Source organism: Hansschlegelia beijingensis (assembly GCF_014196425.1).
In the GTDB taxonomy this organism is placed as follows: domain Bacteria; phylum Pseudomonadota; class Alphaproteobacteria; order Rhizobiales; family Methylopilaceae; genus Methylopila; species Methylopila beijingensis.
Window position 1 is genome coordinate 158,112 of the sequence record NZ_JACIDR010000001.1, and the last position, 19,794, is coordinate 177,905.

General features: G+C 69.3%; 18 protein-coding genes. 9 read left to right on the forward strand and 9 right to left on the reverse strand.

The window, feature by feature from the left end; all coding sequences use genetic code 11:
• Positions 1 to 17 precede the first annotated feature (17 nt).
• From tilS to recQ, 4 genes are all read left to right on the forward strand, one after another.
• Positions 18 to 1,061 carry a tRNA lysidine(34) synthetase TilS gene (gene tilS / locus GGR24_RS00705; RefSeq protein WP_183393381.1) on the forward strand — a complete coding sequence of 348 codons (1,044 nt, stop codon included), beginning with the start codon at positions 18 to 20 and terminating at the stop codon, positions 1,059 to 1,061.
• Positions 1,058 to 1,411, forward strand: a complete 354-nt coding sequence (locus GGR24_RS00710; RefSeq protein WP_183393382.1) for a hypothetical protein — start codon at positions 1,058 to 1,060, stop codon at positions 1,409 to 1,411. Before tilS ends, GGR24_RS00710 begins: the two co-directional genes overlap by 4 nt.
• 65 nt (positions 1,412 to 1,476) lie before the next feature.
• Positions 1,477 to 1,980 (forward strand): copper chaperone PCu(A)C, encoded by a 504-nt coding sequence (locus GGR24_RS00715; protein ID WP_183393383.1) that lies wholly within the window; start codon positions 1,477 to 1,479, stop codon positions 1,978 to 1,980.
• 46 nt (positions 1,981 to 2,026) lie between these two features.
• Complete coding sequence (recQ, locus tag GGR24_RS00720) at positions 2,027 to 3,871, forward strand: DNA helicase RecQ (protein ID WP_183393384.1); 1,845 nt, start codon at positions 2,027 to 2,029, stop codon at positions 3,869 to 3,871.
• A 4-nt stretch (positions 3,872 to 3,875) separates the two neighbouring features.
• Here the strand turns inward: recQ and GGR24_RS00725 are convergent, their stop codons facing one another.
• From GGR24_RS00725 to GGR24_RS00765, 9 genes are all read right to left on the reverse strand, one after another.
• Entirely contained in the window at positions 3,876 to 4,670 is a 795-nt protein-coding gene (locus GGR24_RS00725; protein ID WP_183393385.1) for a TrmH family RNA methyltransferase, read from the reverse strand.
• Positions 4,667 to 6,478 (reverse strand): ABC-F family ATP-binding cassette domain-containing protein, encoded by a 1,812-nt coding sequence (locus GGR24_RS00730; protein WP_183393386.1) that lies wholly within the window; start codon positions 6,476 to 6,478, stop codon positions 4,667 to 4,669. The genes GGR24_RS00725 and GGR24_RS00730 overlap by 4 nt, the downstream gene beginning before the upstream one ends.
• A 51-nt stretch (positions 6,479 to 6,529) precedes the next feature.
• On the reverse strand, positions 6,530 to 7,882 hold the full coding sequence (locus tag GGR24_RS00735) for a histidine kinase dimerization/phosphoacceptor domain -containing protein (protein WP_183393387.1): 1,353 nt from the start codon (positions 7,880 to 7,882) through the stop codon (positions 6,530 to 6,532).
• Between the two features lie 30 nt (positions 7,883 to 7,912).
• A complete protein-coding gene (locus tag GGR24_RS00740) occupies positions 7,913 to 8,476 on the reverse strand; it encodes a sigma-70 family RNA polymerase sigma factor (RefSeq protein WP_183393388.1) in 564 nt (187 codons plus the stop codon).
• The gene (locus tag GGR24_RS17525; RefSeq protein ID WP_246397888.1) at positions 8,473 to 8,880 is read right to left on the reverse strand and encodes a NepR family anti-sigma factor; all 408 of its coding nucleotides are present in this window, start codon (positions 8,878 to 8,880) and stop codon (positions 8,473 to 8,475) included. Before GGR24_RS17525 ends, GGR24_RS00740 begins: the two co-directional genes overlap by 4 nt.
• Entirely contained in the window at positions 8,864 to 9,256 is a 393-nt protein-coding gene (locus GGR24_RS00750; RefSeq protein ID WP_183393389.1) for a hypothetical protein, read from the reverse strand. The genes GGR24_RS17525 and GGR24_RS00750 overlap by 17 nt, the downstream gene beginning before the upstream one ends.
• Before the next feature lie 16 nt (positions 9,257 to 9,272).
• Complete coding sequence (locus GGR24_RS00755; RefSeq protein WP_183393390.1) at positions 9,273 to 9,782, reverse strand: Dps family protein; 510 nt, start codon at positions 9,780 to 9,782, stop codon at positions 9,273 to 9,275.
• Positions 9,783 to 9,887: 105 nt separating this feature from the next.
• Complete coding sequence (locus GGR24_RS00760; RefSeq protein WP_183393391.1) at positions 9,888 to 10,685, reverse strand: response regulator; 798 nt, start codon at positions 10,683 to 10,685, stop codon at positions 9,888 to 9,890.
• 87 nt (positions 10,686 to 10,772) lie between these two features.
• A complete protein-coding gene (locus GGR24_RS00765) occupies positions 10,773 to 11,405 on the reverse strand; it encodes a histidine kinase dimerization/phosphoacceptor domain -containing protein (protein WP_183393392.1) in 633 nt (210 codons plus the stop codon).
• A gap of 67 nt (positions 11,406 to 11,472) precedes the next feature.
• Here GGR24_RS00765 and GGR24_RS00770 point away from each other — a divergent pair, with 67 nt between their 5' ends.
• The 5 genes from GGR24_RS00770 (at position 11,473) to pyc (ending at position 19,776) form a co-directional block, all read left to right on the forward strand.
• Positions 11,473 to 12,255 carry a Crp/Fnr family transcriptional regulator gene (locus GGR24_RS00770; protein ID WP_246397889.1) on the forward strand — a complete coding sequence of 261 codons (783 nt, stop codon included), beginning with the start codon at positions 11,473 to 11,475 and terminating at the stop codon, positions 12,253 to 12,255.
• A gap of 97 nt (positions 12,256 to 12,352) precedes the next feature.
• A complete protein-coding gene (gene galE, locus GGR24_RS00775) occupies positions 12,353 to 13,345 on the forward strand; it encodes a UDP-glucose 4-epimerase GalE (protein WP_183393393.1) in 993 nt (330 codons plus the stop codon).
• 59 nt (positions 13,346 to 13,404) lie between these two features.
• The gene (locus GGR24_RS00780; RefSeq protein WP_183394418.1) at positions 13,405 to 14,796 is read left to right on the forward strand and encodes an MFS transporter; all 1,392 of its coding nucleotides are present in this window, start codon (positions 13,405 to 13,407) and stop codon (positions 14,794 to 14,796) included.
• 122 nt (positions 14,797 to 14,918) lie between these two features.
• Positions 14,919 to 16,154, forward strand: a complete 1,236-nt coding sequence (gene opgC, locus GGR24_RS00785; RefSeq protein WP_183393394.1) for an OpgC domain-containing protein — start codon at positions 14,919 to 14,921, stop codon at positions 16,152 to 16,154.
• Between the two features lie 151 nt (positions 16,155 to 16,305).
• The gene (pyc, locus tag GGR24_RS00790) at positions 16,306 to 19,776 is read left to right on the forward strand and encodes a pyruvate carboxylase (RefSeq protein WP_183393395.1); all 3,471 of its coding nucleotides are present in this window, start codon (positions 16,306 to 16,308) and stop codon (positions 19,774 to 19,776) included.
• Positions 19,777 to 19,794: the final 18 nt, after the last annotated feature.

Here is a 19,794-nt window from a genome sequence, read left to right on the forward strand (position 1 = left end):
CGGAGCGGGCGCGGGCGATGCTGCGGAAGGTCGAGACTCCAGAGAAATCCGAGCGCCCGATCGAGGCGGCCGAAGCCGAGGCGCTGTTCGACGCGGCGTTCGGCGGCGTGTCGCATGTGGTGCTCGCCGTCTCCGGCGGCGCCGATTCCATCGCGCTGCTCCGCCTCGCCGCCGAATGGGCGCAGGCGCGCTCGGCGCCGCGGCTGTCGGTCGCGACGGTTCATCACGGACTGAGGCCGGAGGCCGACCAGGAGGTCGCGCTGGTCGCGGCCCACGCCGCCGCGCTCGGCCTGGCGCACGCCCGCCTCGACGCGCCGCTCGCGCCGGGCGCGACCCGGATCGAGGAGACCGCGCGCGACCTGCGCTACGCCGCGCTCAAGGCTCACGCGCGCGCTCTCGGCGCCGACGCGATCGCGACCGCCCACACGCTCGACGACCAGGCCGAGACGGTGCTGCTGCGGCTCGCCGCCGGCAGCGGCCCGCGCGGCCTCGCCGGCATGCGGGCGACGACCGAGCGTGAGGGGCTTCGCCATCTGCGCCCGTTGCTCGGGACGCCCAAGAGCCGGCTGGTCGCGAGCCTCCGGAGCCGCGGCCTCGCCTGGGCCGAGGACGCGATGAACGCCGATCCGCGCTTCGCCCGCGCCCGGCTCAGGGCGTCGCGCGCGGCGCTTGAGCGGGAGGGCCTGACGCCTGAGCGGCTCGGAACGCTCGCGGCCCGGCTGGCGCGATGCGAGGCGGCGCTCGAGAGCGCGGTGGACGCGGCGCAGAGCGCGTGTCTGGCGCAGGACGGCGCGGCCTGGCGCATCGACCCGGCCGCCGCGGCGCTGCCGGCAGAAATCCGCCTGCGGCTGCTCGAACGGGCGCTTGCGGCGGGCGAGGGCGGACGGCTGCGGCTCGACCGCGTGGAGCGGCTCGCGTCCCGGATCGCGGCCGAGCCAGCGGGCGTCGCGACGCTCGCCGGGTGGCGGGTGGCCTGGACGGCCGAGAAGGAGATCCGCGGCGCCCCGGCGCCGGCGCGGAGATGGCGCGGCGCGCCGTCCGGGCGTAAGGAGCCGGAATGATCCGCCTGCTCAGCGGCCGCCGCCGCTTCGCCTATCTGCTGGCCTCGATCTTCGCCGCCTACCTCATGGCGGCGGGCGCGACGCTTGGCGGCCACGCCGCGCGGGCGGCGGAGTTCGGCGCTTTCGTCATCTGCTTCGGCGAGCCCGGGGGCGCCCCGCCAGCCGATCAGTCCTGCCCCTGCGCGGACCTCTGCCGGATCGCCGCCTCGCCGATGCTGGACGTGGTGGGGCCCGCGGCCGTGGCGGCCGCGCCGCCGGTCGCGTTCCGGGCGGATTTCCTGCTGCGCCGGCCGGCGCGCGCGGCCTCGCCGACCGAGCCATCGGCGCGTGACCCTCCGCGACCGGTCTGACTGCTTTTCGTCGTCAGATCATGCAGCCGCGGCAGGCTGACCGGCCGCGCATGGAGGCACCAAAAATGTTCAGATCCCTTCTTCCCGCTCTCGCGGCGCTCGGCCTTCTCTGGGCCGGCGCGGCCTCGGCGGAGGACTACAAGGCGGGCGACCTGCTGATCAGCAATCCCTGGTCGCGCGCCACCGCCAGCGGCGCCAAGGTCGGCGCCGGCTATTTCACCCTCACGAACCATGGCGCCACGCCGGACCGGCTGGTGTCGGTTTCGAGCGGCTTCTCCGAGAAGGCCGAGATGCACGAGACCACCACCGAGAACGGCGTCTCGCGCATGCGGCCGATCCCGGACGGGCTGGAGATCAAGCCCGGCGAGACAATCCAGTTCGAGCCGGGCGGCAAGCACCTGATGTTCCTGGGGCTTCGCCAGCCGCTCAAGCAGGGCGAGAGCGTCAAGGGCGCGCTGGTGTTCCGGAACGCCGGAAAGGTCGACCTCGAATTCGAGGTGAAGGCCGTCGGCGCGTCGCCGAAAGCCGGGGAAATGAGCGGCGGTAAGCGGATGGATCACGCCAACTGACCCCGCGCGGATCGCTTCCGGCCGGCGAATCTCCTAGACCGGCCGGATGACGGCGACAGCCCTTCTTCCCCAGTCCGCCATGCCCTCTGTGGAGCCGGCGGTCGAGGACGAGAAGCGGCGGGTGCTCAAGAGCGCCTTCGGCTTCGACGAGTTCCGCCCTGGACAGGAGCGCGTGATCGACGCGCTGCTGTCGGGGCGGAACGTGCTCGCCGTGATGCCGACCGGCGCGGGCAAGTCGCTCTGCTATCAGGTTCCGGCGCTGGTGATGGGCGGGCTGACGATCGTCGTCTCGCCGCTGATCGCGCTGATGGAGGACCAGGTCGCGGCGTTGCGGCTCAACGGCGTCGCCGCGGAGGCGATCCATTCCGCGCGCAGCCGCGAGGAGAACGTCGCCTCCTGGCGGAGAATCGCGTCCGGGGAGGCGCGGCTGCTCTATCTGGCGCCCGAGCGGCTGATGACCGAGCGCATGCTCTCCGCCCTGTCGCGCCTGCCGGTGTCGCTGATCGCGATCGACGAGGCGCACTGCATCTCCCAATGGGGGCACAGTTTCCGCGCCGAATATCTCGAACTCGGCCGGGCGCGCGAGGTCCTCCCGGCCGCCCGCATGATCGCTCTCACGGCGACCGCCGACGAGGCGACGCAGCAGGACGTGCTGCAGAAGCTGTTCGGAGGAGACGCCGAGGCCTTTGTGGCCGGCTTCGACCGGCCCAACATCTCGATCGCCGTGGCCGAGAAGCGCGACGCGGCGGCCGCGATCGAGCGCTATGTCGCCGCCCGGAAGGGCCAGAGCGGCGTCATCTACCGGATATCGCGCAAGAAGGTCGAGGAGACGGCGGAGCGGCTGAGGCGGTCGGGCGTCAACGCGCTCGCCTATCACGCCGGCATGGAGGCGGCGGCGCGCGCGGCGGCCCAGGAGGCGTTCCTGGCGGAGCCCGGGATCGTGATGGTCGCGACCGTGGCGTTCGGCATGGGCATCGACAAGTCGGACGTGCGCTACGTGGTCCATGGCGACATTCCGGGCTCGCTCGAAGCCTATTATCAGGAGATCGGCCGCGCAGGCCGGGACGGCGCGCCGGCCGAGGCCATGATGTTCTATGGGCTCGAGGATGTTCGCACGCGCCGCCGCTTCATCGACGAGCAGGACAGCGCGCCGGAACGCAAGCGCGTCGAAGCCCGCAGGCTCGACGCTCTGATCGGCTTCTGCGAAACGACCGCGTGCCGCCGTCAGACGCTGCTCGCCTATTTCGGCGAGACGTCGGGCGCCTGCGGAAACTGCGACGTCTGCCTGAATCCGCCCGAGGTGGTCGACGGCACCGAGGAGGCGCGGCTGCTGCTGTCCCTGGTCTCCGACACCGGCGAGCGTTTTGGCGCCGCGCATATCGTGGCGCTGGCGGTGGGACATCTGTCGGAGACCGTCGAGGCCCGCGGCCACGATAAGCTCGCGGGGTTCGGGCGCGGCGCCGACCGGCCGGCCTCCGACTGGCGCGCCATCCTGCGCCAGCTGGTGGCCGCCGGGGCCCTCACGGTCGAGACCGGCGCCTATGGCGGACTGACGCTGACGCCCAGGGGCGCGCGTATCCTGCAGGCCGGCGAGCGGATCTCGATCGCGAAGCCCAAGCCGAAAACGCGGGAGCGCGGCCGGATGGCGGCCGAGGCGGTGGCGCCCGACGGCTACGACGCGGAACTGCTCGCGAAGCTCAAGGCGCTGAGGCGGGAACTCGCGACCGCCCGGGCGGTGCCGGCCTATGTGATCTTTTCGGACAAGACGCTCGTGGAGATGGCCGCCGGCAAGCCGCGTGACGCCGAGGCGCTGTCGCGCGTGAAGGGCGTGGGCGCCGCCAAGCTCGAGGCCTTCGGCGACGTGTTCCTCAAGGTTCTGCGCGCAGCCTGAAGCGCTACGCTCCGCGCGCCAGCCGGTACAGCGCGATCCCGCTGGTCGTCGCGACGTTGAGACTGTCGAAGCCGTGCGCCATGGGGATGCGGACCGTCGTGGCGCGGGCCATCAGCGCGTGCGGAAGACCGGGTCCTTCGGCGCCGAGCATCACGCAGGTGCGGGCGGCCGGCCGCGCCTCCTCCAGCGTAAGCTCGCCCGAGGGGCTGAGAGCGAAGGTGGTGAAGCCGGCGTCGGCGAGGGCGTCGAGCAGTTCCCACCCGGAGCCGCCCCGCGCGAAGGGCGTGACGAGACTCGCCCCGACCGAGACGCGGATCGCCTTGCGGTAGAGCGGGTCGCAGCTCGCGCCGTCGAGCAGCACGGCGTCGGCGCCGAAGGCCGCCGCGTTGCGGAATACGCCGCCGACATTGTCGTGGTTGGAGACGCCGACGAGGGCGACCACGAGCGCCCGCGGCGGAAGCCGGGCGAGCAGGGCGGCGGCGTCTTCGGCCGGCGCCCGTCGGCCGATCGCCAGAACCCCGCGATGGATGTGGAAGCCGACGATGGCGTCCATGACGGCGGGGCTCGCGACATAGATAGGAACGTGGCCGGCCGCGCCGAGGAGGGGCTCCAACCCGGCCACACGGCTCTCGGCGATGAGGACGCTTTCGGCCTGGTGGCGGGAGCTGTCGCCCAGCAGCAGGCGGAGCACGACCTCGCCTTCCGCCACGAAGCGTTCGCCGCGGCCGACGACGTCGCGTTCGCGCACCGCCCGGTAGGCAGCGATCCGCGGATCGTCGGGATCGTCGATCCGGATCACCCGGCGGCGAGCTCTTCCCGCAGCATCTCGAGCTCGAGCCAGCGGTCCTCCGCCGCCGCCCGCTCATGCTGCGCTTGGCTGAGCGCCTCGCTCGCGGAGGCGAACGCCGCGGGATCGGACGCGTACAGCGCCGGATCGGCGAGCCGCGCCTCGAGCCGCGCGATCTCCGCCTCCAGAGCGGCGATCCGAGCCGGCAGCGTCTCCAGCGCGTGCTGGTCCTTGAACGACAGCTTCTTGCGGGCCGGAGCGGAAGCCGGCGCGGCCGCCGGAGCCCGTTCACGAGGGGCCGAGGGCTCGGCGGACGCGCGCGGGTCGATCCCGCGGCCCCGCTGCGCGACCATGTCGCCATAGCCGCCCGCATACTCGACCCAGCGTCCGTCGCCTTCAGCGACGATCACCGAGCCGACCGTCCGGTCGAGGAAGTCACGGTCGTGGCTGACCAGCAGGATCGTGCCCGGATAGTCGGCGATCATCTCCTGCAGCAGGTCGAGCGTCTCGAGGTCGAGATCGTTGGTCGGCTCGTCGAGGACGAGCAGGTTGGCCGGCTGCGCGAGCGCGCGCGCAAGCAGCAGGCGACCGCGCTCGCCGCCTGACAGCGCGCGGACCGGCGAGCCCGCCTGTTCGGGCGCGAACAGGAAGTCCTTCATGTAGCTGACGACATGCTTGGTCTGCCCGCCCGCCTCGACCGTGTCGCCCCGTCCGCCGGTCAGCGCGTCGCGCAACGTCGTGTCGGGGGCGAGGCTCGCGCGCCGCTGGTCGATGGTCGCGATCGCGACATTGGCCCCAATCCGCACGGTCCCTTCGTCGGGCGGGAGCGCGCCCGTGAGCAGGTTCAGCAGCGTCGTCTTGCCCGCGCCGTTGGCGCCGACGAGGCCCACGCGATCCCCGCGCGCGATCCGGACCGAGAAGTCGGAGACGATCGGGCGATCGCCGAACGCCTTCGACACGCGCTTGGCCTCGATCACCAGCGCGCCCGAGCTTTCCGCCTCCGTCACCGTGAGCTGCACCGAGCCCTGGGCGCGGCGCGCGTTGCGGCGCGTTTCGCGCAGCGTCTCGAGCGCCCGCATACGACCCTGATTGCGCTTGCGGCGGGCGGTGACGCCGTAGCGAAGCCAGTCCTTCTCCATCTCGATCTTGCGATCGAGCTTGTGGCGGTCGCGCTCTTCCTGGGCGAGCAGCTCGTCGCGCCACGCCTCGAACGCAGCGAACCCCTGGTCGAGCCGGCGCGTCCGGCCGCGGTCGAGCCACAGCGTCGTGCGCGTCAGATTCTGGAGGAAGCGACGGTCATGGCTGATGAGAACCAGCGCCGAGCGCGAGCTCTTGAGCTCGGCTTCGAGCCACTCGATCGCCGGCAGGTCGAGATGGTTCGTCGGCTCGTCCAGCAACAGGATGTCGGGCTCCGGCGCCAATGACCGGGCGAGCGCCGCGCGGCGCGCTTCTCCTCCGGAGAGCTTGTCGGTCGGGAAGTCGCCCGAAAGACCAAGCGCCTCGAGCAGGTATGCGCCACGGTACGGGTCGTCACCGGGAGCGAGGCCGGCGTCCACATAGGCGCGCAGCGTCGCGAAGCCCGAGAGGTCAGGCTCCTGCGGCAGATAGCGGATGGTCGCGCCCGGCTGCACGAAGCGCGAGCCGTCGTCCGCCTCCACGGCGCCGGCCGCGATCTTGAGGAGCGTGGACTTGCCGGAGCCGTTGCGGCCGACAAGGCCGAGCCGCTCTCCGGCCGATACGGAAATTTCAGCGCCGTCCAGCAGGGGCTGACCGCCGAAGGTCAGCCGGACGTCCTTGAGCAACAAAAGGGGAGGGGCCATGGCGGTGGAGATACGCCGGGCCGGCAGGGTCCTGCAAGGTGGACAGCCGCCTCAGGCGGCCGTTCGCGACCGCATCCCGATCGTAGGCTTTTCGGAGGCGAGGGAGACCACGAGCCGGATCGCGCCGCCGTCGAGTTCCTCGATCGCCGTTCCAAGCTGATCCGCATAAGCGCGGATCAGACGCTGCGACAGGCCGGGACCGGGCAGCCATCCGGGAGGCGGCCCCGAAATGGTCAGCGCGAGCTTGCCCCCAGGCTCCGCAGAGGCTTCGACGACCGCAGAGTCGGCAGCCGCAGCCGCGGCGCTGAGGAGTTCGGTCAGCAGCAAGGCGAGCGACACCGCGAGGTCCAGATCGACCTCGAAGGCGTCCTCGGGGAAATGCGCCACGACCTCGAACAGCCGCGCGCCGTTCGTCTGACGCGCCTGAAGCGCGACGTCGCGGATCAGCTCCGCGACCGCCACATGGCCGATCTCGCCGGACGCGTAGGAAACCTTGTAGGCCGCGGCCATCGCGCGCACCCGGTCCTCCGGGGCGCGGAGCACGGCGCTCAGAGTGTCCGGCGCTTCCTGGCGCTGCAGCGCGAGCAGGCTCGCGATCATCTGGAAGTTGTTCTTCACCCTGTGGTGCAACTCACGCAGCAGGCGGTCGCGCTCCTCGATCGCCGCCTCCAGCGCCAGCGAGCGCTCCTCCACGCGCCGCGACATCGCCGCCAGCGTATCGCCGAGCTCCGTGAGCTCGCGCGGCGCGCCCTTGAGCGTGGCGGCCTTGGTGTCCAGGCGACCGCCGTCATAGGAAGCGGTCGACGCCCGGAGCGCCCGGATCCAGCGGAGAACGAAGCGCTCGATCCCGAACAGCACGAGGCCGACGCACAACAGGACCATGAGCGCCGGGAGACCGAGCGCGAGAAGCAGCCACTGGGTCTGGCTGTGGCCGGTCACGTCGAACGGAGCGGCCACGATCGCGGAAAGCCCCGAGCGCGGTATCGGCGCGATGGCGTAGCGATAGGCGCGTCCATCCTCGCCACGCGCCTTCAGGACGCGAGGGTCGTCGTCGAGCCGGTTCGTCGGAAGGCCGTCCTTCGGCAACCAGGCGGAGCCATAGGGCGCGGTCTCGTCGTCGCGAGCGAGCAGGCGGCCGTCCTTGTCGACGATCGCAGCTGCGATCTCCGCTCGTGAGCCACGGTCGCGGAAGATCTGGTGGCGCTCCTCCGCCGTGATCGGCTGCTCGGCCCGCAGGGCTGCCGCGCGAGCGGAGACCAGCTCCGCAGCCTGCACAAGCCTGTCGCGGTCGAACCGGTCGGACAGGGCGAACTGCTGCAAGCCGATCGTGATCGCGAATGCGATCACGGGAAGATTGGCGGCGATCAGGAGAAGCGCGATGCGGCTTCGGAGAGTCTTGAACACATGAACCCTACGGTTCGGCGCCTCGCGCCATCAGCCGGTTCCGGAGCCCACCGCCGGTCCCAGAGCGGCCTTGAGAGCGGGCTCGATGCCAATCTCGCCGACTTCGAGATTGAGCCGGCGCGCCAGCGCGGTGCGAGCGCGGTTGACCCGGCTTTTCACCGTGCCGACGGCGCAGCCCGAAATCTCCGCCGCCTCCTCGTAGGAGAATTCCGCGGCGCCGATCAGGATCAGGGCCTCGCGCTGCTCTTCCGGAAGCGCGGTGAGCGCCTTGCGGAAGTCCTCGAGGTCCATGTGGCCGTTCTGCTGAGGCGCGACGGCGACGTTCTCGGAGAAGACGCCGTCGGTGTCCTGAACCTCGCGCCTGCGGCGGCGGATCTCGGAGATGTAGACATTGCGCAAAATCGTGAACAGCCACGCGCGCATGTTCGTGCCCTCGGTGAAGCTGCCGAGGTTGCGCCAGGCCTTGACCAGCGTCTCCTGAACCAGGTCATCGGCCCGGTCCAGTTGCCCGGAGAGCGAAACCGCGAAGGCCCGGAGACTTGGGATGTGAACAAGAAGTTCGTCGCGCGGTGCGCGGCTGACACCTTCGCTCATCGAGAGCCGTTCTGACGCAGCTCGTCACTCGTCCGTTCCGCCTCGCCCTCGCGGGTGTCGAGTTCCGCAAGGAGCTCAAGGAAGCGATCAGGCACGGGCTGATTGAGGATATCTACGTAGCCGGCCCGCAGTTGCCGGCCGATATGCGCCTGGACATCAGGATCCAGCTTATTTTCAGGCTTCCGCTGGGTCATCCACTCACCTTCCCGCACGCTCGCAGGCTGTTCCGGCGAGGTGCGATGAACCCGCGCGTACTGCGCAGGCGCGCCCGCGAGGGCGCTCGTCCCATGATCGCCGACTGCGGTTGACGATCTGCTAACGATATTGGTGCGGTCGCCGCCGTTGGCGAGTGGCGCATGGCCTTGATCGTGAGGCACTTCGAAAGCGTCACTTCCCTGCGTCATCCAGCGGCGAATGCCTCGTTAGCGGCACCGTCGCGTTTCGCGCGACGGTCGTCACCTGGCCGGCAGGATCGTTCATGTAGACGACGCGGCCCGCCGCGTCACGGCGGATTTCAGCGCCTCCGGACAGTCGCCCGCCCTCGGTTGCCACTGACGCCATCCTGATCGGAGCGCCCGCGAGGCGATCCCCCTTGGCCGCAGCGCCGCTCGCGACCTCATGGCGGCTCATGCCGGCGCCCGAGAGCGCCACGATCACGGCTCCGGCAGCGACAGCGACCAGCGCCGAGCGAGCGAGGAGCCCGCTGCCGGCCGGCGACGACGAGAGGCTGCGGCGGTCGAGATGATACGCGCGATACTGGCCTTGGCTGACATACGCCATGAGCGGCTCCTTTTCGTCAGTCGGCGACGATCGCCCTCAGCATCCAAATCGCCTTCTCGTGGAAGGCGAGACGCTCGGTGAGAAGGTCGTGCGTCACGAAATCGTTAACTTCTTCGGCCTGCGCCGCGCCTTCGCGGACGAGACGCACAAGCGCCTCGTGGTCTTCCACGAGCTCTTCCACCATCGCCTTGGCGGTGAGCTGGGAGCCGAGCGAGAGCGCCTTGTCGAGGCCAAGCGCCGCCTTGCCGGTCGGCACCGGATAACCCAGCGCCCTGATCCGCTCGGCGAGAAGATCGATCGCGGCGAAGAGGTCGGAATAGTGCTGTTCGGTCAGCGCATGGATCGGCTGGAACAGCGGGCCGACCACGTTCCAGTGCACGACCTGGGAGCGCAGCAGCGTCCGGTAGGTCTGGACCGTGAGTTCGCTCAGCGTCTCCGCAATGAGCTTGCGGTCCGCGTCGCGCAGACCGTTGTTGGGCTTTTCGGCCCTGGTCCTTACCTCAAGTACGACGCCGGCCTTCGACATGCACCATCTCGCTGTAGTGAGCGGCAGTGCGGCGATCGGGCCGCGCTGCCTCGCTCCAACAACGTTGATGCAGCCATAAGGTTGCAGTGCGTCGTGACGTGATCGTCAGGCCGCGCCGCGGCGGTCCGTGTTCCGGGCGCGGGCGCCGAAGAAAAGCGCTTGGCTGACGATCGCCTTCACGGTCGAAGCCTGGAACGGCTTCGTGACCAGGAACACCGGCTCCGGCCGCTGGCCGCTGAGCAGGCGTTCGGGATAGGCGGTGATGAAGATCACCGGAACCTCGAGGTTCGGCAGGATCTCCTTCACGGCGTCAAGGCCGGAGCTGCCATCCGCAAGCTGGATGTCCGCGAGCACGAGCCCGGGGGAGGTGCGCTCCGCCAGGGCCAGCGCCTCGGTGTGCGTGCGGGCAGTGCCCACCACCCTGTGGCCGAGGCCCTCGACGAGCTTCGCGAGGTCCATGGCGATGATCGGCTCGTCCTCGATGATCAGGACGTCGGTCGCCACCTGCTCGGCGATCTCACGGCCGGCCTCATCGATCGCGCGCGTGATCTCGGCATCGGACAGCGAGAGGATCTGGCCGGCTTCCGACGGCGTGAAGCCCTCCACCGACACCAGCAGGAAGACCTGCCGCGAGCGCGGCGTCAGAGCCTCGATGGTGCGCTCGGAGTAGGGCGCCTCAAGGCCGGTCTCGACGTTGAGGGCGACGGACGACCAGATTCGCGAGAAGATCGAGTAGAGCCCGACGCGCGGCTCGCAGTCCGAAGGGAAGATGCTGGGATCGGCGATCAGCGCCTTCAGCACCGCGGCGACATAGGCGTCTCCGCTGTCCTGCCGACCGGTCAGCGCGCGGGCGTAGCGCCGCAGGAACGGAAGATGGGGAGCAATGGTGTCGGCGAGAGCCATAGCGATGCGTTTCCAAGGGCGAAGTCAAAGACAAGCGAAGCCGGGCAGGCCGGCGCAAAATGGAGCGCGCCACGCAATGAGCAAGCCTTAGCGGGTGAAGTCAACGCCGTTTGCTTCGCGGGGAACCGACACCCGCCTGACCAGGCCGTCGCCGCCCCGCACGGCCGCGCCGCCAAGACTTCGGGCTAGCCCTTCCAGAAGAAGCTCCCCGAGCGAGCCTGAGGCGGCCGCGCTCTCGTCAGCGAACTCCCGCTTGGTCAGCCAGATAGCCAGGAACTCCCCGTCCTCGGCCAGGACGATCTCCGCTTCGTCATCTTCGCTGCGATAGATCTTGATCAGCAGCTCCGTGACGATCTGCGCGAGCACGCCGGTCTGGCGCGGCGGCGCCTGCAGCGGGCAGATCTTGACGGCCACCCGACGACGGCCGTCCGGATCGTAGAGCTGGCGGATCCGGTGGCCCAGCAGCGTCAGCATGCGATCGGCCGCGAGCAGCCCGCCGGAGGCGGAGTCCTCAGGCTGGATGATCGTCAAAGCCTCCATGCGCGCGCGCAGATCGTCAAGCGCGGCGCGGCTTTCCTCCGCCGAAGCGCGCTGAGCCGCCAGGCTCACCAGGCTCGCCATCGTCTGGAGCTGGTTGCGGAACTGATGGATGAGACTCGCGACGGCCGGGCTTTGGCGATCGAGAGGCGCGACAGAGGCGGCCAGTTCCGTTGTGTCCATTGAAGCGATCTAGCGCGCGCAGATCGGCTTAGGTATGTGTTTTGACATAGCGCGATTGGGTAAATTCATGGATGGCTCGCGCGCGTCGCAAGCCTCCTCTTCCGAGCTCCTGAATCCGCTCATGTACGTACGCTGTCACGGTTGCCCTCTCCGCACCAAACCGGCGTTCCACGACAAGACTCAAGACGAGATCGCGGTCATCGACCAGATGAAGAGCGATCATCTTCGGGTCTCGGCGGGAACGGAATTCATCCATCCCGAGCAAACGGATGCGGAGCTCTACACGCTCTTTTCCGGTTGGGCTTTCCGCTACAAGGAACTGGCGGACGGCCGCCGCCAGATACTGAATTTCTCCCTGCCCGGCGACCTGATCGGGATGCAGGCGGCGCTGCTCGACAAGTCGCTCTACGGGGCCGTCGCGCTGACTGACGCGGAGCTCTGCGTCGTGCCGAGACGCCGCCTGTTCAAGCTGTTCGAACATGCGCCCGGCGCCGCCTACGAGCTGACCTGGCTCGGCGCGCGCGAGGAGGCTCTGGTCGACGAAAACCTGCTCACGGCCGGGCGACGCAACGCGATGGAGCGCGTCGCCGCCATGGTCGCCGCGCTCTACAAGAGGGCCGAGCAACTCGACCTGGTGCAGGACGGGGTGATGGATTTCCCCCTGACGCAGCAGCATATCGCCGACGCGCTGGGTCTTTCGCTGGTCCACACCAACAAGACCCTCGCGCGCCTGCGGGCGCAGGGCATGTTCAGGATAGCGGACGGCAAACTCGCCTTGTTGAACCCACGCGCGGTCGCTCGGCTGGCTCAGTACTTCGAGAAGGAGCCGGCCCGGCGGCCTATCATCTAGCAGCCAGGCGGGGCCGCCCGCGGACAAGACAGCTTGCGGCGATCGCCGCCGCCGTGTCCTTCTCCGCGTCAGTGCTCCCGTTTCGAAAGGAACAACGATGACCGTCCTCGTCACCGGCGGCGCCGGCTATATCGGCAGCCACATGGTGCTCGCGCTGTCGGACGCCCGGCGGCCGGTCGTGGTTCTGGACGATCTGTCCACCGGCTCGCGCGCCGCCGTGCCGTCCACGGTCCCGTTGGTGCAGGGCTGCTGCGGCGACGAAGGCCTGCTGGACGACGTGATCCGCGACCATGGCGTCACCGCGATCGTGCATTTCGCGGGATCCATCGTGGTCCCCGACTCCGTCACCGACCCGCTCGGCTACTACCTCAACAACACGGTGCGGTCCCGGGCGCTGATCGCCGCCGCGGTGCGAGGCGGGGTCAAGAGCTTCGTCTTCTCATCGACGGCCGCGGTCTATGGCGAAGGCGCCGCCGAACCGCTGCGCGAGACCGCCGCGCTCGACCCGGTTTCTCCCTACGGGGCGTCCAAGCTCATGACCGAGCGCATGCTGTCGGACGCCAGCCGCGCCCATGGCTTCGCCTACGCGGCTCTGCGCTACTTCAACGTCGCGGGAGCCGATCCCGCCGGGCGCGCGGGGCAGTCGACCCCGCGCGCGACCCATCTGATCAAGGTCGCGGCCGAGGCCGTGACCGGCAAGCGGGACAGGTTGCAGATCTTCGGGGACGACTACCCGACGCCGGACGGCACCTGCGTGCGCGACTACATCCATGTGAGCGATCTCGCCAAGGCCCACGTCCTGGCGCTCGATCATCTCGCCCGTACCGGCGAGAACCTGGTGGCGAACTGCGGCTACGGCCGCGGCGCCTCGGTGCTCGAGGTGATCGAGTCGGTGAAGCGGGTGTCGGGCGTCGACTTTCCGGTCGAGCGCGCGCCGCGCCGGCCGGGCGATCCTGCGCTGCTCGTCGCAGATCCGGCGCGGGCGCGCACGACGCTCGGCTGGCGCCCGGACTACGACGATCTCGACACCATCGTCGGTCATGCGCTCGCATGGGAGCGCAAAATCGCCGCCAGGGCCGCCGCCGAGTGACCGCCCGGGGGCAGGCGGACCAGCGCGCCGCGGCTGTCGAGATCGACATCCCCGCCCGCATGGACCGGCTGCCCTGGTCGCGCTTCCATCTGCTCGTCGTGCTGGCCCTTGGCGTGACCTGGGCGCTGGACGGTCTCGAGGTCACCATCATCGGCGGCCTCGGGCCGCGGCTTCAGGACAAGGCGACGCTCGGGCTGTCGGAAGCGGACATCGGCGCGCTCGCCTCGGCCTACCTGATCGGAGCGGTCGGGGGCGCCCTCGGCTTCGGCTGGCTGACCGACCGCTACGGCCGCCGGCTGATCTTCTTCGTGACGCTCGGCATCTATGTCGCGGGCGTGCTGTTCTCCGCATTCGCCTGGGATTTCTGGAGCCTCGCCGCATTCCGGCTGCTGACGGGGATCGGCATCGGCGGCGAATACGCGGCGGTCAACTCGGCCATCGACGAACTGATGCCCGCACGCCTGCGCGGGCGGATCGCCCTGATCGTGAACGGCAGCTTCTGGGCCGGCGCCGCCGTCGGCTCCGTCGCGACGATCGTGCTGCTCGATCCGGCGATCTTCGGGCTCGACGTCGGGTGGCGGCTGGGCTTCGGGGTCGGGGCGGCGCTGGGGCTCATGATCCTGCTGACGCGCCGCTTCGTGCCCGAAAGCCCGCGCTGGCTGGCGAGCCATGACCGGATCGCCGAAGGCGAAGCGGTCATGGCGGAGATCGAGCGACGGGTTCAGCAGGACACCGGCGAGCGGCTCCCTCCCGCGGAGGGGCGCCTCACGATCCATCCCCAGAGGCATTTCGGGCTCGGGGTGATCTTCAGGGCGATGTTCCGCCAGTACCGCTCGCGCTCGCTGCTGGTGTTGCTGCTGATGGCCGCGCAGGCCTTTCTCTACAACGCGATCTTCTTCACCTACGGCCTGGTGCTCGCGCGCTTCTATGGCGTCCCCCCAGCCCATGTCGGGCTCTACCTCATCCCCTTCGCGATCGGGAACGTGCTCGGGCCGATCGTGCTCGGGCCGTTCTTCGACAGCGTCGGGCGGCGCAAGATGATCCTGCTGTCTTACGGGCTCGCGGGCGTTCTGCTTCTCGGGACCGGCTGGCTGTTCGCCGTCGGCGTGCTCACCGCCGTCACCCAGACCGCGGCGTGGTGCGTGATCTTCTTCTTCGCGTCGGCGGCGGCGAGCGCGGCCTATCTGACAGCGAGCGAGGTGTTCCCGCTCGAGGTTCGGGCTCTGGCGATTGCAGCCTTCTACGCCCTCGGCACCGCGATCGGCGGGGTTCTGGCGCCGTACCTGTTCGGCCTGCTGATCGGCGCCGGAGATCCGTGGGCGATCTTCTGGGGATATGCCGGCGCGGCCGTTCTGATGATCGTCGCCGGGGTCGCAGCGCTGCTCTATGGCGTGGATGCGGAAGGCCGGTCGCTCGAAGAGGTCGCGGCGCCGCTCTCACAAGCGGCCTGATCGGCGCATCGATCCGCGACGCAACCTTCGCCGCATTTCTGGCGTTTGTTCGGCTGGTCGATTCGGTGCGCGCGCTGGCGCGAGCTCGTTCGGATATGGCGGCCTTGAGCCCGGGAGGATCGATGTCTCAGCGAGAGCCGGCTGCCGCCACGCCCCCCGCCGCCCCCGGCGCGAGCGCCCGCGACTGGCGGATCGATTTCTGGCGCGGCCTCGCCATCGTTTTCATTTTCTGGAACCACTCTGTCGACAACGTCATGAGCTGGTTCACGACCAAGAACTTTGGCGTTTCGGACTCCGCCGAGCTGTTCGTCTTTCTGTCGGGCTTCGCGATGGCCGGCATGTTCACGGCCAAGTTCCTGACGCGGCCCGTGATGGCGATGCCCTATGCGGTGAGCCGCGCCTTCACCCTCTACCTGCATCACCTCTCGGCCTTCGTGGTGATCGCCACGCTCGCGGTTCTCTACCGCGGCTATGCGGGCTCCAGCGTGATGGAGCGCGACCTCTTCATCCGCCCGTTCCTGATCGCGACCGAGACCGTGCTGCCGAAGCTCGCGACGCTCGCCTATCTGCCGCCGCTGCTCGACATCCTGCCGCTCTACATTCTGCTGACGCTGCTTGTGGGCGTGCTCTTCTTCGCCTTCCGCGCCCAGTGGCGGCTCTACGCGGTTTTCGCCGTCGTGGTGTGGCTGATCGCCGAGGTGACCGGCGCCACGCTCTCGTCCTATCCGGACACGCGGCTCTGGACCTTCAATCCTTTCGCCTGGCAGGCCGTCTTCCTCGCGGGCTTCGTCGTCTGTCTGGCCCGCGACGAGCCCTGGCTGCGCAGGATCGTGAGCGCTCCGGCGACGGTCGCGCTCTCGATCACGATCCTGATCATCGGCTTCATCGCGGCCGCGCCCTGGGCGACGCTCGGGCTGCTCGAGTGGCGGCCGCTGCGGATCATCACCGACTACGCCTCGAAGGCGAACGCGTCGCCGATCCGTCTCGCGCACTTCCTCGCGATGGCGCACATCGCGACGCTGCTCCTGAAGCAGACGAACCCGCTCGGCAAGACGCTGATCGGGCGTTCGATGATCCTGATCGGCAGGCGCAGCCTGCCGATGTTCGTCATCTCGACCGTCTTCGCGGCGATGAGCCACGGGGTGTTCGACTGGTTCGGAAAGTCCGTTCCGGTTCAGGCCGCCTATTCACTTGGCATGGCGGCCATCCTTGTCGGCCTCGCCTTCGTCGCCGACGCCCTTGGCCGGGCGAGCCGGGGCGGCCCGGGGGCGCCGTCGACCGCGCCCCGCGACAAGGCCCCTCGCCCGGCGAAGGCCGCGCCGATGCTGCCGGCCCCCGCAGCGCCCGAGTTCCGCTGACCCCGGAGCCCGGTCCGGAACGACGCCGTTTTAGACCGTTCCCTCCGCGCGACTTTGGTTTAACGTCGGCCTGAGCGGCCGCAGGTGGGGGCGGGCGCTTTCCCGCCATTCGGCCGCCCGGCCGCCCGCCTCATTGAGGTCGCCGCTCGCGATGAACGTCGATAGCTCCGTAGCGTCCCGGAAGATCACCAAGCTTCTCGTCGCCAACAGATCCGAAATCGCGATCCGGGTGTTCCGGGCCGCGGCGGAACTGGGGATCCGCACCGTCGCGATCTATGCGGAGGAGGACAAGCTCTCCCTCCACCGGTTCAAGGCGGACGAGGCCTATCGCGTCGGCAAGGGGATGGGGCCGCTCGAGGCCTATCTGTCGATCCCCGAGGTGATACGGGTCGCGCGCGAAGCGGGCGTGGACGCGATCCACCCGGGCTACGGCTTCCTCTCCGAGAGCCCCGAATTCGCGGACGCCTGCGCCGCGGCCGGCATCCTGTTCATCGGGCCGAGCCCCGACACGATGCGCAAGCTCGGCAACAAGGTCGCGGCTCGCAATCTCGCGATCAGCGTCGGCGTGCCGGTGATGCCCGCCTCCGAGCCGTTGCCGGACGACCCCGACGCGATCCGCAGGGCCGCGGAGGAAATCGGCCTGCCGGTGATGCTGAAGGCGTCATGGGGCGGCGGCGGGCGCGGCATGCGCGTCATCCGCGACATGGCGAAGCTTCCGCAGGAGGTGATCAACGCCAAGCGGGAGGCGAAATCGGCCTTCGGCAAGGACGACGTCTATCTCGAGAAGCTCGTCGAGCGCGCTCGGCACGTCGAGGTCCAGGTCCTCGGCGACCGGCACGGCAATGTGGTGCATCTGTTCGAGCGCGACTGCTCGGTCCAGCGGCGCCACCAGAAGGTCGTCGAGCGCGCGCCTGCGCCAAATCTTGACGATGAGCGCCGGGGCGCGCTCTGCGAAAGCGCGCTGAAACTCGCCCGCGCGACAGATTATGTCGGCGCGGGCACCGTCGAATACCTGATGGACGCCGACACTGGCGAGTTTTACTTCATCGAGGTCAATCCGCGCATCCAGGTCGAGCACACGGTGACCGAGATGGTCACCGGCGTCGACATCGTGAAGGCGCAGATCAAGGTCATTCAGGGCGCCGCCATCGGCTCGCCCGAGTCAGGCGTGCCGGGCCAGGCGGAGATGCGGCTGAACGGCCACGCGCTGCAGTGCCGGATCACCACCGAGAACCCGGAAGACAACTTCATCCCGGATTACGGCCGGATCTCCGCCTATCGGGGCGCCATGGGCTTCGGCGTGCGGGTCGACGGAGGCACCGCCTATTCGGGCGCGGTCATCACCCGCTTCTACGACCCTCTGCTCGAGAAGGTCACCTGCTGGGCGCCGACCCCGGACGAGGCCTGCCTGCGCATGAGCCGGGCGCTGCGCGAGTACCGCATCCGCGGCGTCGCCACCAACCTCGCCTTTCTGGAGAACGTGGTCGAGCACCCGATCTTCCTGCGCGGCGAGACCACGACCCGCTTCATCGACGAGACGCAGGAACTGTTCGCCTTCGAGAAGCGGCAGGATCGCGCCACGCGGCTGCTGACCTACATCGCCGACGTCAGCGTCAACGGCCATCCGGAGGTGAAGGGGCGCGCCCGGCCCAAGGAGGGAGCTCCCCGGCCGCTTGCGCCGCTGTTCGGGGAAGGCGAGCCGCCCGCCGGCTCCCGCCAGCTGCTGCAGCAACTGGGACCCAGGAAGTTCGGCGAATGGATGCGCGCCGAACAGCGCGTGCTGGTCACCGACACGACCATGCGGGACGCGCACCAGTCGCTCTTGGCGACCCGCGTGCGCACGGCCGACATCGCCGCCGCCGCCGGCTCCTACGCGAGCGGCCTTCCGAACCTGCTGAGCCTCGAATGCTGGGGCGGCGCGACCTTCGACGTCGCCATGCGTTTCCTCACCGAAGATCCGTGGGAGCGGCTCGCAAAGATCCGCGAAGGCGCGCCGAACCTGCTGCTGCAGTGCCTCGTGCGCGGCTCGAACGGCGTCGGCTACGCAAATTACCCGGACAATGTCGTGGCCGCCTTCGTGAAGCAGGCCGCGAAGGAGGGCATGGACCTCTTCCGCGTCTTCGATTGCCTCAACTGGATCGAGAACATGCGCGTCACGATCGACGCCGTGAACGAGACCGGCGCGATTTGCGAAGCGGCGATCTGCTACACGGGCGACGTGCTCGACCCGTCGCGGGCCAAGTACGATCTCAAATACTATGTCGATCTCGCCAAGGAGCTCGAGCGCGCCGGCGCGCACGTCCTTTGTCTCAAGGACATGGCTGGGCTGCTGAAGCCGGCGGCCGCGAGCGTTCTGATCAAGGCGCTGCGCGAGGAGGTCGGGCTTCCGCTGCACCTCCACACCCATGACACGTCGGGCATCTCCGGCGCGACCCTGATCGCGGCGATCGACGCCGGCGTCGACGCGATCGACGCCGCTATGGACTCGTTCTCCGGCATGACCTCGCAGCCCTGCCTTGGCTCCGTCGTGGCCGCGCTGAAGGGCGGGCCGCGCGACAGCGGCCTCGACATGGACGCGATCCGCAAGATCTCGCTCTACTGGGAGGCCGCCCGCGCGCAATACGCGGCTTTCGAGAGCAACCTGCTTGCGCCCGCCTCCGAGGTGTACCTGCACGAGATGCCCGGCGGGCAGTTCACCAACCTCAAGGAGCAGGCGCGCTCGCTCGGTCTGGAGACCCGCTGGAACGAGGTCGCCACCACCTATCGCGAGGTCAACGACATGTTCGGCGACATCGTGAAGGTGACGCCGACCTCCAAGGTCGTCGGCGACATGGCTCTGGTGATGGTTTCGGCGGGCCTCTCCCGGGAGGAGGTCGAGGACCCCCGCGTGGAGGTCTCTTTCCCCGAGAGCGTCGTCCAGCTGATGAAGGGCGAGCTTTCGATGCCGCCCGGCGGGTTTCCGGAGAAGATCCAGAAGAAGATCCTGAAGGGCGAGGAGCCGCTCAGGGAGCGCGCCGGCGCGTTGATGCCGCCAGCGGACTTCGGGGCGGTTCGCGCCGAGCTCGAGGAGAAGATCGGCCGGCTGCCCTCCGACACCGAGCTTGCGTCGTTTCTGATGTACCCGAAGGTCTTCGTCGATTACGTGGCGGCGGAGAAGAAGTACGGGCCGGTTTCGACCCTGCCGACCCCGATCTTCTTCTACGGGCTGCCGGTCGGGGAGGAGATCTCGGTCGAGATCGAACGCGGCAAGACGCTCGTGATCCGCTGTCTCGGCGTCGGGGAGACGGACGAGGAGGGCCAGGTCAAGGTCTTCTTCGAGCTGAACGGCCAGCCGCGCGTCATCAAGGTCCCGAACCGCCACGCGACCAATGTCCGCGAAGCGCGGCGGAAGGCGGAGGAGGGCAATGCGAGCCACATCGCGGCGCCCATGCCCGGCGTGATCTCGACCGTCTCGGTCAAGCAGGGACAGGCGGTCAGCCAAGGCGACGTGATCTGCTCGATCGAGGCCATGAAGATGGAGACCGCGCTGCACGCGGAGCGCGGCGGCGTGGTGAAGGAGGTCCTCGTCAGCCCCGGCACGCCGGTGGACGCCAAGGATCTGCTCGTCGTGCTCGGAGACTGACCTGCTGACTCCCGCTGC